The organism is Collinsella sp. AF37-9 (assembly GCF_003475115.1).
In the GTDB taxonomy this organism is placed as follows: Bacteria; Actinomycetota; Coriobacteriia; order Coriobacteriales; family Coriobacteriaceae; genus Collinsella.
Genome location: NZ_QROQ01000011.1, coordinates 22,789 through 36,629 on the forward strand (window position 1 = coordinate 22,789; position 13,841 = coordinate 36,629).

Sequence of the window (13,841 nt, forward strand, 5' to 3'; positions counted from 1 at the left end):
TTCGGCTCCCGAAGGAAAGGAGACGGTCATGCAGTACGAGATCGGCGGAGGGGCTTTCCCGGTTGTTACGTGCAACCTTAGCGACGGCGAATCCATGATCACCGAAAGCGGTGCCATGGTCTGGATGACCCCCAACATGGAGATGTCCACCTCGGGCGGTGGTATAGGCAAGATGTTCTCTAAGGCTTTTTCGGGTGAGGCGTTGTTCCAAAACATTTGGACCGCGCACGGCGATGGCATGATTGCGTTTGGCTCTTGCTTCCCCGGCCGCATTATACCGATCGAGATTGGCCCTGGTAAGAGCTGGATTTTGCAGAAGCGTTCGTTCCTTGCCGCGGAAAGTGGTGTTGAGCTGAGCATCCACTTTAACAAGAAGGCAAAGACCGGCGTCTTTGGCGGCGAGGGTTTTATCATGCAAAAGCTCACGGGCTCGGGTATTGCCTTTGCCGAGATCGACGGCGACCTAGTTGAGTACGAGCTTGCTGCTGGCCAGCAAATGATTGTAGATACCGGCAACGTGGCCGGCTTTGAGGAGACGGTGAGCATCGACGCGCAGATGGTCAAGGGCGTCAAAAACATCATGTTTGGCGGTGAAGGTGTGTTCAACACTGTGCTCACCGGTCCGGGGCGCATCTGGCTGCAGACAATGCCCATTTCCAATCTTGCGGCAGCAGTGGCTTCGATGACCAACAACAATAACTAATCGTGTATAGGATGACGCGCGCGGCGGGCCCGGCCTGTCGTGCGCGTTTTTTGGTGGCAAACGCCCTGTTTATCGGGTGCGGCTGTGCTCCTGCAGCGCATAGATCGACTTATCCATGTTGAACAGGTAGGCCACGACGCAGACAATAAAGAACGTCGGCAGACTGCTAAAGCCAAAGACCTCGCAGCCAATAAAGATGGGCGCGAGCAGCGTATTGGTGGCGCTGCCAAAGACGGCGGCGTATCCCAGCGCGGCGCAGAGCTCGACGGGCATGCCGAGAATCCCGGCGAGTACGACACCCAGGCTGGCTCCGATGGAGAACAGCGGCGTCACCTCGCCACCCTGATATCCTGCGGCAAGCGTGGCGATGGTGAGTACGAATTTGAGCGCCCAGTCCCAAGGCATGATCGACGCCTCACCGTTGTCACCCAGTGCCGCGGATATCAGGTTGGTGCCAAGGCCGCAGTATCGCCCCTGCCACAGCGCGAACAGAATCGCCGACAGCGCAAGGCCCATAACGGCAACGCGTATGTAAGGGCTGGGGAGCAGCCGCGCTGCAAGGGTCTTGGCATGGGCAAGGCACCAGGCAAAAGCTCCACCTACCATACCAAACGCGATACCCAACAACGCCAGTCGTCCAAGACCGGGGAGGTCGAGCGCATACGAGGCGGTAACGGCGACCTCAAACTTCTCGAGCCCCAGAGCGCCGGAGGTCATGCTTGCGGCGAGCGAGGCTGTAAGCGCGGAAAACAGCGCGCGGTATTCCATGCGTCCTGCGACCAGTACTTCGATCGCAAAGACCGTGGCGGCGAGGGGCGTTCGGAAGAGTCCGGCAAAGCCGGCGGCCATGCCGATAAGCAAAAACGTGTTGCCGGGTTCTCGGAAAGGTAGACGTCGGCCGATCCAATGCGAGACGGTTGCGCCGATCTGCACGGCTACGCCTTCGCGTCCCGCGCTGCCGCCAAAGAGATGCGTGGCCCACGTGCTCAGCATAATGAGCGGCACCAGACGCGGGGAGATGGCGTCCTCGCGTCCGTGACCTACGTCGAATACTAAGCTCATGCCCCGATCGGTGCCTTTGCCCCAGGTGAGGTAGGCAAATACGATGGCCAAGCCCATGAGGGCGAGGAAGGGAAGGAGCAGTACGATGTGCTCGTCACGGAAGGCGCCGATTGCCAGGAGCACACGACCAAAAAGGGCACAGATGGCGCCAACGATAACGCCGATAGGGATTCCGACGGCGCCCATGAGCACGAGACCGCTATAGGTGTTGACCAGGCGTTTGATTCTGCTCGAAGCGCTGCTTTCTGACATTTTGCTTTTCGACACTTGCTCTCTTGATAGAAAAAGAGCTGGAGTTGCGCATCGTTGAGAGGCTTTCCAGCTTTAGCAAAACAAACTTATAAGATGCGACGGGCCGCGTCAAGATAATTACCGGACGGCCTAGGAGGCGGCTGGTTGGCCGGCTTAAAACCTAGCGCGTGAAATGACGCCCCACGCTATTCAGCGCGCTTGATAGGATGACGAACCACGGTCTTAAGTTTCTCCGGTGCGCATTTGCGTGGATCGGAGAGATAGATTTCGTGATGTAAACGGGTGTCTGAGAAGTCGGGAACATAGCCCAGCTCGGTCGTGTATTCATGCATAGCGTCTACGGTCGCCGGTTCGTTGTCGTAGGGCCCGGTGTGCATGCATTGAACGCAGAGACCCTCGTCAACTTTAAGCAGTTCGACGGCGGAAAAGTCCAGTTTCTTTTTGGTCGTGGCTTCCGCGACTGCCCAGTCAAAGTCATCTCGGGTGACGAAATCGGGCAGGCGGATGCACGAGATAAAGTTGAAATTGTCCTTGCGTACATAATCGATGCCGCCGCTCGGGGACTCTTGCCACCAGAAACCCTCGAGCGGCGGTACCACAAAGTCGAAATAGCCCTCGATACTCCTTGAGCCTTTCTTCGACATCTTGACGGTATAGGCGATGCCGTAAAGTGGCGGCAGGGCGTTTTGATACTCGCCACCTTCGGTATTTGGGTCGCCCTTTCCGCGAACGGCAACGTAGCTCATAGGCGGGACTGTTACGATGCTCGGCTTGCTTGCAGGTTTGTAGAGCTCCTTGCATTCCTTCTTAAAGTCGAACGCCATGTTGGCCGCCTTTCTGCGTATTGGCCTGCTTAGATAGTTGAATCATATCATAGAAACGAACAGCTGTTCGAATGATTTGGCTGACAGATTGAGATGCGTGCGTTGTGTTTGGCGGTCGGCCTGACCCCGTTGATGATTTCTCGGCCTCCCCGGCGCCCTATCTATAGCTGCCGTTTCCCCATATAAAACCTGCCAAAATAAACCTGTCCCTTTTTGGTAGGTGGGAAATGGGTAATACTAAAGAGTTATCCGACCAGATGGGAATTAATCGATGGCCTATATCGAATTCAAAGACGTCATCAAGGCATACGGCGAGGGCGATGCCCGCATCCACGCGCTCGACGGCGCGAGCTTTACGGTCGAGCGCGGCGAGCTCGCCATCATTTTGGGTGCTTCGGGTGCCGGCAAGACCACGGCCCTCAACATTCTGGGCGGCATGGACACGGCAACTTCTGGCACCGTGACGGTGGACGGGCGTGACGTGAGCTCTGCCAACGAGGCTCAGCTTGTGGAATACCGTCGCGCCGATGTTGGCTTTGTCTTTCAGTTCTACAATCTGGTCCCTAACCTGACGGCGCTTGAGAACGTCGAACTCGCGGCGCAGATCTGCCCCGATTCGCTCGATGCCGAGCAAACGCTTCGCCAGGTTGGCCTGGGCGACCGCCTCGCTAACTTTCCGGCGCAGCTTTCGGGCGGCGAGCAGCAGCGCGTATCCATCGCCCGCGCGCTGGCTAAGAACCCCAAGCTGCTTTTGTGCGACGAGCCTACGGGTGCACTCGACTACAAAACCGGCAAGCAGATCTTGCAGCTGCTACAGGACACTTGCCGCAAGCAAGGCATTACGGTCATCATCATCACCCACAACTCTGCGCTGACGCCCATGGCCGATCGCCTGATCCGCTTTAAGAGCGGCCGCGTGGAGAGCGAGACGATCCAGCAAAATCCTGTGCCTATCGAGACGATCGAGTGGTAGCGCCCATGAATCAGGACCGCCAAAACAGTCAACGCCGCGACGCGCAGAACACGGAGCGCGAGCAGGATTTTACGACCTACCGTACCGCCCAAAGCTCAAACGATATGGTGCCGACGGTTTTTCGCCGTGGCATCTACCGCACGATTCGCGGCAGCCTCAAACGCTTCTTGTCTATCGTTGTGATCACCGCGCTTGGCGTGAGCGTGATGTGCGGCCTTAAGGCGGGCTGCGAGGACCTGTGTGATTCGGTCGACGCCTATTTTGACCAGCAGAATGTCTATGACATCAACGTGCAGTCGACCTATGGTCTGACCGGTGACGATATTGCCGCGATCCAAGAGGTCGATGGCGTCGAGACGGCCGAGGGCATCTATACCGAGACCGCCTATACCGCCGTGGGTACGACGCGCGAGCGTGTCGTCGTACAGAGCCTCTCCAAAGAGAATATTGACCAACCGGTGCTAGTGCGCGGCGAGCTGCCCGAGACTTCGGGCGAAGTGGCAGTGACCTCACGTTTTTTGAAGGCTTCGGGCAAGAAAATCGGCGATACGGTGAGCTTTGCCGCCAACGATGCGAGCTCGTCGAACCAAAGCGCCAAGGACCAGTTTGCCGATGGGGACTACACCATCACGGCCGAGGTTCTCGATCCTACCGACGTGAGCTCCGACTCGACAGTCAACGCCTTTCGCGCTGCTTCGACTGCGGACTACAAGTTCTACGTGAGCGAGGATGCCGCGACATCTTCTTCCTACTCCGCTGTCCACGTGGTCGTCGAGGGAGCCAAGAGCCTCAACTCCTATTCGGATGCCTACTCGGCAAAGATCAATGAGGTCAAGGGCAATATCGAGAAGATCCGCGAGGAGCGTGAGAAGGCGCGCGCCCAGGAGCTGACGGTCGACACACCGGCGAGCTTGGACGCAGCTGAGCGTCAGGCGAATATGGTCTTTGGGATCGAGCAGGACAACATCAATCGCATGGCCGAGGGCAGCGACGAGCGTGCGCAGGCGCAAGCCGACCTGGACCAGCGCCGTGCCGCCGCCGACCAGCAGTTTGCCGATGCCCGCGCCGAGCTCTCTGACCTGGGCGAATGCACCTGGTACATCCAGGACCGCGGCAATATCGCAAGCTACTCGAGCGTCGAGAGCGATAGTTCTTCGATCGAGGCCATCGCCACGGTGTTCCCGTTCATCTTCTTTATCGTCGCCGTGCTTATCAGTCTCACCACCGCCACCCGCATGGTCGAGGAGGAGCGCACGCTTATTGGCCTGTACAAGGCGCTCGGCTATTCACGCGGGCGCATCCTGTCCAAATATGTGGACTACTCGCTGTGGGCGTGTCTGATCGGTGGCGTGCTCGGCAATATCATCGGATTTGTGGGTCTGCCGCTGTTCTTGTTTACGGTGTTCGACGACATGTACTCGCTGCCCCAGATGCTGCTTTCGTACGACATCGTGTCCTCGATCGTTTCGGTGGCGCTGTTTGCCGTGGGCGTGGTGGGAGCCACGATTATCGCCTGCCGCCACGAGATGGCCGAGACCCCTGCCTCGCTCATGCGCCCCAAGGCTCCGCGCGCCGGCTCGCGCATTCTGCTCGAGCGCATTGGCTTTATCTGGCACCGCATGGGCTTTTTGAACAAGGTCGCTGCACGCAACCTGTTCCGCTACAAAAAGCGCGCCTTTATGACCATCTTCGGTATCGCTGGCTGCACGGCGCTCGTGATCTGCGGTATGGGCATCCGCGATACGTCGGTGGCGCTTTCGCCCAAGCAGTACGGGCATATCACGCGCTACGACCTGCTGGCGGTCGCCAATCCCGACGATTTTTCGCAGACGTGCGCGGCGCTCGACGAGCGAAGCGCAGCCAAGGATTCCGACGTGACCGTGACTTCGACGCTGCCGATTATGACCGACAACGTCACCTTTACATTTGGCGGCAAGAGCGAGACCGTGCAACTGATCGTGGTGCCCGATGACCGCGCGAACGACCTGGACGACTACGTGTGTCTCGAGGACGAGTCCAAAGAACTGCTCGCCCTGCGTGGCGGAGATGTGTATTTGAGCAAGAGCTCTCAGCTGGTGCTGGGGATCAAGCCGGGCGATACGGCACACGTCCAGGATTCGTCGCTCAATGTTGCCAAGGTCAAGGTCAGCGACATTTCGCTCAACTATCTGGGCAACACGCTTTACATGACGCAGAGCACCTATGAGCGCGCATTCGGTCGAAGCGCGCGCCTCAACGGCATCCTTGCGCTGCTTAAGGGTTCGTCGGCCGATCAGATTGCGTTTACCAACCGTCTTAAGAGCGATGGTTGGATTACGCTGTCGAGTACCGCCGAGCATTGGGAAAACTATGAGGCAAACTTTACGATTATCAATTCGGTCGTGGTGCTTGTGACCTTTATGGCGGCGTGCCTGTCGTTTGTGGTGGTATTCACGTTGTCTAACACCAACATCTCGGAGCGCGAACGCGAGCTGGCGACTATCAAGGTGCTGGGCTTCCGTCGTGGTGAGGTACACCACTACGTTAACAAGGAGACGCTGATCCTCACGGCGATTGGCGCCGCGCTGGGCGTGCCGCTGGGTGGCCTGCTTGCCGAGAGCTTTACGTACATCCTGCAGATGCCGTCGCTGTACTTTGACGTCGAAGTCGAGCCGCTGAGCTACGCGCTTGCCGTGGTGCTTTCCTTTGGCTTTACGATCATCGTCAACCTCGCCACCAACCGAACGCTCAACAAGATCGACATGGTCGGCGCCCTCAAGAGCGCCGAGTAACCTGCCAAAAAGGGACAGGTTTATTTTGGCAGGTTTTATCTGGGCGAACGCCGGACAACCATTAGGTGGCCCGGCGTTCGCCCCGTTTTGCTGGGGATGTCTGTCGTTCAGTGCTCTTACTGGCCAATCCAGTGTTGCGCATAGCTCTTAATGTCCTCGGTAAAACCGTCAAGGTCGTCAAGGGTGATCACGCTGTCGATAAGCAAATTGGCTATCTCGCGGTGCATTGTGCTGCGGCGAATGTCGTTTGCAATTACGCCTGAGGACAGCTTGTCTCTATTGAGGCGCTCTTCTAGTGTCCAAAAACTACTGGACGCTTCGCTGTCGCCGTTCAGCATCTCAACGTACTGGGCGATGAGCTTTTCCATATAACGTTCTTGCCATTGAGGAAGCATTTTCTTAAATAGCTTCCAGTCGCTTTCGGCTACGTCGCGCATATGTCCTCCACTCGTCAAACGGGCTTTCCATTTGCCTTTCATTCTATTTGGTTTTCGCTCACAGGCGTGGATGAGAGGCTCTCTTTAGCCTTCGAGATTGGGCTTGTATGGGTCGTATGCCACAAAATGGGCCTATCTACTACGTTTGCTACCACACCCTCGACCGTGACAAAGATTATGAAATTAAAACCGCAGGTAGAGGGCTTGCCAATTTTCGGAAAAGGCGGGTATGGTCGGCCCTCTCGAGTTAAACGTAGTAAATAGGCCCTTTTCTTGGCGCGCGGTCAGCTCAATGCTAATCTCCGTGCCGGAACTGACCCAGTTGTTTGTAAGTTGCGGTGATATACGGACTGTTTGGCGCTTTGGAGCTTCAAAACAGTCCCTATCTCACCGCAACTTGGAAGGGGCAGGCGGTGTCGGATGAGTGGCGCTGGCTGGTTGGGGTGGTTTAGGCCTGTTTGCGGCACTTCCATTGTTTACGGCACCAACGCATGAGTGCTTTTACGACCGGGATGGTGATGAGTATTACCCAGGCGGGATGGGGTTGCCCCAGGCAGAGCCACATGTAGAGGAACCATGTCTCGGCACTGACTGAATAGACGACATCGATCAGCTTAGATAAGCGGCGTTGATCGATAAAGTCGCCAAGCGCGTAATAGACGGGAATCAAAAAGACGAGGAAGAGGCCCGTAGCCCATGTGCTGTAGACAATGCCGAGCACCAGATAGGCGAGAGCGACAAGTGCGGGGAAGGGGAATTTGTTCCATGCACGTCCGACCTTGGTGTGGAAATGCTTGCCATGATGGTCGAGCTTGTCGTGCGCCTCCTTCCAGCTGGAAAACGTCTCGCCGTCGATGGTGACGGTGCCATCGTCATTGGTATGCACGCTATGTCCATCGTCCTCAAGCGTATCGATATACAATCCGTCTGGCCCCACATGGACCTCTTCACCCTTGCGCTCGTTAGCCACATGGATGCCATTCCAACCAACATGGACCTCTTCGCCTTTGTTGGGATCAATAACGTGGATGCCGCGCGCGAGGGAAATATCGACAAGTGGCTTATCGCTGCAATCAGCGTGCTCAGCAGAAGCCTCAGCCTCATCTGAAGCTTTGGTGCCGGCGTTGCTATTCCGTGCCTCATCATCAGTCTGCGAGTCATCAGTGCTATCCACCGCCTCCCCATACAGCAGCTCATCCAACGACACGTCATACAGCGCGGCGAGCGCAATGAGGTTATCGGTATCGGGTGAGGACTCGCTGCGCTCCCATTTACTAACAGCCTGGCGGCTTACGCCCAGCTGGGCAGCAAGCGCCTCCTGAGAAAGGCCGGCAGCTTTACGGCGATCGACGAGGCGCTGCGCCATCGCAAGATCCATGGTGGTTCCTTTCGTTTGATGGTCGAATCGAATGAGCCGAGTATGCCGAGAACAACCGGTAGCGACCACCATTTCTAGTTAGAATCTGCCCCAACCCTACCGCAACTACCGGTAGCAACCCCTAACGACCAGCCATTTCAGGACAAATGTCAGTGCTACTCTCAGCTAAGAGCCTGCAACATCCCAAAATCTCAGCCCACGCACCCGCAGCAAGAAGACGAATAGCCTCGGCCTCCCTAGTTACCGCAGGAGGCCTCAGGGCTTACATCCCAAATCTTTCCGCAGGACGGAAGGACCCCGCCGCGCGAAGCGCACGGCGGGGTCCTGACATGTCCGAGGACGATTTGGGATGTAAGCCCTGGGGTCTCCGATGAGAGCAGTTTCGGCCGAGGCTATTCGTCGCCGAAGCTGATGCCCAGCGCCTTGGCCTCGCGCACCAGATCGCTCTGGGGATCGACGTACTTGAGCTTGCCGGCGACATCCTCGAGCGGCATATGGCACATCTTGCCGTCGCGCAGGGCAATCATGTAGCCAAACTCGCCGCGCAGGCAGCCGAGCGCTGCCTCGACACCGCACTGGGTCGCAAAGATGCGGTCCTGGGCGTCGGGCTGACCGCCGCGCTGCGTGTGGCCGGGGATGGCGACGCGGGTCTCGCGACCGGTCTTGGCCTCGATCTCCTTGGCGATGTCGTAGACGATCGACGGGCTCGTGCGCTCGGCGAGCTTCTTCTTGTACTCCTTCTTGGACAGCGCCGCGTCCTCCTTGGAGATGGCGCCCTCGGCGACGGCCACGATGGTAAAGCGGCTGCCGGTCTCCATGCGATGTTCGATGGTCTTGATGACGTTATCCATGTCGTAGGGGATCTCGGGAATCAAGATGACATCCGCGCCGCCCGCGACGCCGGCATACAGCGGGATCCAGCCAACCTTGTGGCCCATGATCTCGATGACAAACACGCGGCCGTGGCTCGAGGCGGTGGTGTGGATGTCGTCGATGCACTTGGTGGCGACGTCGATGGCGCTCGTAAAGCCAAACGTCAACTCGGTGCCCCAGGTGTCGTTATCGATGGTCTTGGGCAGGGCGATAACGTTGAGGCCCTCTTCGCGCAGGCGGTTGGCGGTCTTGGTGGAGCCGTTGCCGCCCAGCATAAACAGGCAGTCGAGCTGCAGCTTATGATAGGTGTGGACCATTGCGGGCACCTTCTCGACGCCGTCGGCCTCGGGGATGTCGAGGCGCTTGAACGGCGTGCGGCTCGTGCCCAGGATGGTGCCGCCACGGGTGAGGATGCCGCTAAAATCGGCGGGCGTCATGACACGGAACCTGCTGTAGATAAGGCCCTGGTAGCCGTCCTCAAAACCATAGATCTCGATAGGCTCTTCGCTATTGGTTATAAGCGTTTTGACGATGCCGCGCATGGTGGCGTTGAGCGCTTGGCAGTCGCCGCCACTGGTAAGAAGACCGATCCTGAGCATGATGAATCCTTCCGGGCAAGTTATAACATGCGCATAAGTTTACCCCCGCACACTGTTGATACAGGGGTAAAACGTGTTAGCTCAAGCGTATAGAAATGTAAGCAACGTCAGGCGAGCGTAAGGTCGACGGGCCTGGCTCCTTACGGCGTGAAGGCGTCGACGTCGCCCCAGTGGCGGCGCAGCGTGACGGCGGCAGCGGGCTCGGTGTTGTCAAAGACGACCGACCACTGCGTGTTGCTGGTGATGTCTTCCGGATTGGGCTCTTGCGCCGCAGCGCGTAGGGCCTTCCAAGCGACTGCCTCGTCTTGGGCGCCGGCACGGGCGTCAAGGACACCGGCGATTGCGACGGCGCGTTCCTTGCCATGGCCCAGCTCGCCATTCTTTTGGTTGGGGAGCACCTCGTCACCATAGCAGGCGTAGAAGTTCGTGACCTGGCGTACGGGCGTCGCCTTGCATGCACGGTTGGGATCGCGCGGATCCCACTCCACCACCCGCGCGTCACCGGCGGCGTCGTTGATAAAGAAGTGGTAGTCGCGTCCGGCCATGGCGTGCATGTCGTAGGCAGAAAGCAGGTTGACGGCCTCTTGCGTGGTGGCGGCACGGTCGAGCACCAGACGGATGGCGAGCGAGGTATTGATGACGGGGCGTTGCGTGTCCTGGTCACAGGGTTTGGAATCCAGGGTGAGCACGGCAATGGACACGCCACATTCGTTAACACCGTCGAGCTGGGCAAACGGGCCCATCAACGCCGCAGCGCGTCCGCCGACGGAGTCAAGCGGAGTGTTATCGTCCAGGTTGTTAAGGGCCGCAACGCCGATGGAGGCATAGCCGCCGCGCGGGTGATTACGCACCAGCAGCGCCGAGGTGTCGTCCTTAAAGTCGTAATTGCGACCGGTGCGCACGCGGCCTTCGGCATCTACGGCGACAAAAGCGCTGCAGGCAAACTGGGGCGCCTGGACATGTGCCGGCACACCGGGCAGCACCTGCGCCACCACGGCATCGATGTAGGCCTGGTCGTCGCGCACACCAGCGGCGATGATGCGATCAAGATCGTAGTCGTAGGCGATGTCGATTGCGTACAGGTCATAGCCATCCGCGTAGCCGGTCAAGCGTTTGAGTGACGCGGCGGACTTGATTTGTTTGTGATAAACGATGCCGGTGGCAGCGGCAAGGCCGACGGCGACTCCCGCGACACCGCAGGCGATGGCAATGTTACGTGGCTTCATGACGGCTCCTTTCGTCCTGTTAGCGTAATTGTCGCAAAAGGAGTGCGGGCATGATGGCTCAACTTGGCGAGCGGCGCGGGATTAAACATGGAATGAAAGGCACGGCACTGGCGCGGCGGGGTATGCTGGAGGGAACCATCAACCCAGTGAAAGGGGAGAGCATGACGGATCAGGAAACGCCCGAGCGCGCGCATGTGACGGCCGATGATATCGAGGCCGCTAACGACCTTATCGACTTTATCGAGGCGTGCCCCAGCATGTTCCATACGGCGGCGACCATTATGGCCGAGCTCGACGAGGCAGGCTTTACCTACCTGCCCGAGAACGCGGCGTGGGATATCGAGCCGGGCGGGCGTTATTACACGCAGCGCAATACCTCGAGCGTTGTTGCCTTTAAGGTGGGCGAGGACCTGGCTGCTACGTGGGGCGAGGACGGCGTTGCCGGCGACTATCATTTTCAGCTCACGGCGTCGCACAGCGATTCGCCGACGTTTAAGGTCAAGGCCGTGCCTGAGCTTGACGGCGCGGGCGAGACGCTGCGCCTGAACACCGAGGCCTACGGCGGCATGATCGACTACACCTGGTTCGATCGCCCGCTGGCGCTGGCTGGACGCGTGTTGGTACGCGAAGGCGACCGTATTGAGAGCCGCCTGCTTTCCACCGAGCGCGAGGTCGCTATTATCCCGAGCCTTGCCATCCATATGAATCGTGGCGTTAATGAGGGCTTTGCGCCCAACCGCGCCGTCGACCTGTGCCCGCTCATCAGCGCCGGTGACCTTAAGCAGGGAGATTTTGACGCCCTGATCGCCGACGAACTGGACGTTGAGCCCGAGCAAATTTTGGGCCGCGATCTGTTCCTGGTCAATCGTCAGGATGCGCGCATTTGGGGCTGGGCCGATGAGTTTATCTCGACGCCCAAGCTCGACGACCTGGCATGCGCCTACACCTCGCTGCAGGCATTTTTGGGTGCCGAGAATGCGCACGACGTTTCGGTTTTCTGCTGCTTTGATAACGAGGAGGTTGGCTCCGAGACCAAGCAGGGCGCCATGTCGACGTTCTTGGCCGACGCGCTGCGCCGCATTAACGGATCGTTGGGCTTTGACGACGAGTCGTACCATCGCGCCCTTGCCGCCTCGATGCTTGTAAGCTGCGACAATGCGCATGCCGTGCACCCCAACCACGCCGAGAAGTGCGATGCTCGCAATCAGGTGGTGCTCAACGGCGGCATCGTCATCAAGGAGGCGGCCAACCAGCACTACTGCACCGATGCTTTTAGCCGCGCGGTGTTCCAGGCTATCTGCGATGACGCCGACGTGCCCACGCAGGCCTTCGCCAACAAGAGCGATATGGCCGGCGGCTCCACGCTCGGCAATCTGTCGAACTTGCAGGTGAGTATGCACGCCGTGGACGTGGGCCTGCCGCAGCTGGCCATGCACTCAAGCTACGAGACCGGCGGCGTGCGCGACGTAATGTACGCCATCCGCGCCCTCACCGCCTTCTACGAGCGAAACCTAACCATCAACGGCGCCGAAAGTGTGGAGCTCTAAAACCTGCCAAAAAGGGACAGGTTCATTTTGGCAAGTTTTATCTGGGCGAATGCAAAGGGTGAAACCGAACTGGATTGGTGATGCGTAGCCGCCGAGGTGCAATGTGCCTCGGCGGCTTTTTGTGTACAGAGTACGGCTAATGCTTATAAATGCTATACATGCTTTACGTATCTACCATAGAGCTTTATGATATTTTGAAGTATTAGGGAGGGCTCATGACCACAACAGCCGCTCAGATCAACGTACGTCTCGATGCCGATCTTAAAAGGAGTGGGGACGCCGCTCTCTCCAAGGCCGGTATGACGCCGAGCCAAGCGGTGCGAGCGCTCTGGCAGCTCGCAGCGTCGCTGGCCGATCGCCCCGGTGCGCTCGAGGATATCCTGCTGCCCAGTCGTGCCCGGGCGGAACAGCGCGAGCGCGAAAAGGCCGCCAAACGTAAGCTCGAGCTCATGGATCAGGGGTCGAAGCTGTTCGCTGCCGCTTGCTGTGAGTCGGGAATCGATATGGTCAAGGCTCAGCCATCGGACGACGAAGAGCTCAAACGGAATGCCTATGCGGATCGCTATGGCGAGGAGATGAGCTGGCTCTATGAGTGAGACTCCAAAGCGCATCTTGGTTGACGCCAACGTGTGGCTCGATTACTTCATTCCCTCACGACGTGGTCGTTCGGTGGCGATTGAGTTTTTACGCGATGCATGCACGGCACAGGTTGATTTGCTGTACGCGGCGACATCGTCCAAAGACCTGTTCTATTTGATTTCAAGTGAACATAAGGCATGGTATCGGCGAGAGCACGGTTCGCTTTCCCAGTATGCCGCTACGGTAGCGACTTCGCTTGCATGGGATTGTCTTAGCGTGCTGTCGCAGCTTGCCACGCCAGTGCCCTGTGACCTGAGCGACATCTGGATGGCGAGCAGACAGCGTGAGCTCCATAGCGATTACGAAGACGATTTAATCATTGCGGCAGCGATACGCGCTCAAGCAGATTTACTGGTCACCAACGATGTCAAGCTCTGTTCGCATGCTCCCGTCGCAGCAATGAGTGTAGAAGACGCAAAGAATTACTTAGCAACGCTCTAGCAATTTGAAGATCCCGCAGGTCGAACAAAAGTCAGCGAGAGCCCGCCGTTTGCGCCAAGGTGCCGTGAAATGAAAAGGCGCTGACCTTCTGGTCGCGCCTTTGAAATTGAACGGCA

The 13,841-nt window shown here is 58.2% G+C and carries 12 protein-coding genes; 6 read left to right on the forward strand and 6 right to left on the reverse strand.

Translation table 11 applies throughout. From position 1 onward, the window contains the following. Positions 1-28: 28 nt before the first annotated feature. Entirely contained in the window at positions 29-703 is a 675-nt protein-coding gene (locus DW024_RS04820) for a TIGR00266 family protein (RefSeq protein ID WP_089572342.1), read from the forward strand. 69 nt (positions 704-772) lie between these two features. On the opposite strand, the gene DW024_RS04825 is transcribed toward DW024_RS04820, so the two are convergent. Both DW024_RS04825 and DW024_RS04830 read right to left on the reverse strand, forming a co-directional pair. Next, entirely contained in the window at positions 773-2,017 is a 1,245-nt protein-coding gene (locus DW024_RS04825) for a chloride channel protein (protein WP_118377093.1), read from the reverse strand. Between the two features lie 185 nt (positions 2,018-2,202). After that, the gene (locus DW024_RS04830) at positions 2,203-2,841 is read right to left on the reverse strand and encodes a GyrI-like domain-containing protein (RefSeq protein ID WP_118377094.1); all 639 of its coding nucleotides are present in this window, start codon (positions 2,839-2,841) and stop codon (positions 2,203-2,205) included. Positions 2,842-3,112: 271 nt separating this feature from the next. Between DW024_RS04830 and DW024_RS04835 the strand changes: the two genes are divergently transcribed. Both DW024_RS04835 and DW024_RS04840 read left to right on the forward strand, forming a co-directional pair. Further along, on the forward strand, positions 3,113-3,814 hold the full coding sequence (locus DW024_RS04835) for an ABC transporter ATP-binding protein (protein WP_118377095.1): 702 nt from the start codon (positions 3,113-3,115) through the stop codon (positions 3,812-3,814). A gap of 5 nt (positions 3,815-3,819) precedes the next feature. Next, positions 3,820-6,585 (forward strand): ABC transporter permease, encoded by a 2,766-nt coding sequence (locus DW024_RS04840; protein WP_233514486.1) that lies wholly within the window; start codon positions 3,820-3,822, stop codon positions 6,583-6,585. Between the two features lie 116 nt (positions 6,586-6,701). Here the strand turns inward: DW024_RS04840 and DW024_RS04845 are convergent, their stop codons facing one another. From DW024_RS04845 to DW024_RS04860, 4 genes are all read right to left on the reverse strand, one after another. Further along, complete coding sequence (locus tag DW024_RS04845; RefSeq protein ID WP_118377096.1) at positions 6,702-7,022, reverse strand: multidrug transporter; 321 nt, start codon at positions 7,020-7,022, stop codon at positions 6,702-6,704. A gap of 448 nt (positions 7,023-7,470) precedes the next feature. Beyond that, entirely contained in the window at positions 7,471-8,400 is a 930-nt protein-coding gene (locus tag DW024_RS04850; RefSeq protein WP_118377097.1) for a helix-turn-helix domain-containing protein, read from the reverse strand. A gap of 392 nt (positions 8,401-8,792) precedes the next feature. Beyond that, on the reverse strand, positions 8,793-9,872 hold the full coding sequence (locus DW024_RS04855; RefSeq protein ID WP_118377098.1) for a 6-phosphofructokinase: 1,080 nt from the start codon (positions 9,870-9,872) through the stop codon (positions 8,793-8,795). Between the two features lie 140 nt (positions 9,873-10,012). After that, a complete protein-coding gene (locus tag DW024_RS04860; protein ID WP_118377099.1) occupies positions 10,013-11,098 on the reverse strand; it encodes a linear amide C-N hydrolase in 1,086 nt (361 codons plus the stop codon). 161 nt (positions 11,099-11,259) lie between these two features. Here DW024_RS04860 and DW024_RS04865 point away from each other — a divergent pair, with 161 nt between their 5' ends. From DW024_RS04865 to DW024_RS04875, 3 genes are all read left to right on the forward strand, one after another. Further along, complete coding sequence (locus DW024_RS04865) at positions 11,260-12,645, forward strand: M18 family aminopeptidase (RefSeq protein ID WP_233541337.1); 1,386 nt, start codon at positions 11,260-11,262, stop codon at positions 12,643-12,645. A 215-nt stretch (positions 12,646-12,860) separates the two neighbouring features. After that, positions 12,861-13,241 carry a translation repressor RelB gene (locus DW024_RS04870; protein ID WP_117584152.1) on the forward strand — a complete coding sequence of 127 codons (381 nt, stop codon included), beginning with the start codon at positions 12,861-12,863 and terminating at the stop codon, positions 13,239-13,241. Continuing rightward, positions 13,234-13,725: a PIN domain-containing protein gene (locus DW024_RS04875; RefSeq protein WP_117736127.1), complete on the forward strand. Its 492-nt coding sequence runs from the start codon at positions 13,234-13,236 to the stop codon at positions 13,723-13,725. Before DW024_RS04870 ends, DW024_RS04875 begins: the two co-directional genes overlap by 8 nt. Positions 13,726-13,841: the final 116 nt, after the last annotated feature.

Excerpts from the sequence above, each read along its gene's own strand:
- DW024_RS04865 (WP_233541337.1), top strand. The coding sequence starts at position 11,260 with ATGACGGATCAGGAAACGCCCGAGCGCGCGCATGTGACGGCCGATGAT.
- DW024_RS04835 (WP_118377095.1), top strand. The coding sequence starts at position 3,113 with ATGGCCTATATCGAATTCAAAGACGTCATCAAGGCATACGGCGAGGGC.
- DW024_RS04850 (WP_118377097.1), bottom strand. The coding sequence starts at position 8,400 with ATGGATCTTGCGATGGCGCAGCGCCTCGTCGATCGCCGTAAAGCTGCC.
- DW024_RS04825 (WP_118377093.1), bottom strand. The coding sequence starts at position 2,017 with ATGTCAGAAAGCAGCGCTTCGAGCAGAATCAAACGCCTGGTCAACACC.
- DW024_RS04870 (WP_117584152.1), top strand. The coding sequence starts at position 12,861 with ATGACCACAACAGCCGCTCAGATCAACGTACGTCTCGATGCCGATCTT.
- DW024_RS04855 (WP_118377098.1), bottom strand. The coding sequence starts at position 9,872 with ATGCTCAGGATCGGTCTTCTTACCAGTGGCGGCGACTGCCAAGCGCTC.
- DW024_RS04830 (WP_118377094.1), bottom strand. The coding sequence starts at position 2,841 with ATGGCGTTCGACTTTAAGAAGGAATGCAAGGAGCTCTACAAACCTGCA.
- DW024_RS04875 (WP_117736127.1), top strand. The coding sequence starts at position 13,234 with ATGAGTGAGACTCCAAAGCGCATCTTGGTTGACGCCAACGTGTGGCTC.
- DW024_RS04860 (WP_118377099.1), bottom strand. The coding sequence starts at position 11,098 with ATGAAGCCACGTAACATTGCCATCGCCTGCGGTGTCGCGGGAGTCGCC.
- DW024_RS04820 (WP_089572342.1), top strand. The coding sequence starts at position 29 with ATGCAGTACGAGATCGGCGGAGGGGCTTTCCCGGTTGTTACGTGCAAC.
- DW024_RS04840 (WP_233514486.1), top strand. The coding sequence starts at position 3,820 with ATGAATCAGGACCGCCAAAACAGTCAACGCCGCGACGCGCAGAACACG.
- DW024_RS04845 (WP_118377096.1), bottom strand. The coding sequence starts at position 7,022 with ATGCGCGACGTAGCCGAAAGCGACTGGAAGCTATTTAAGAAAATGCTT.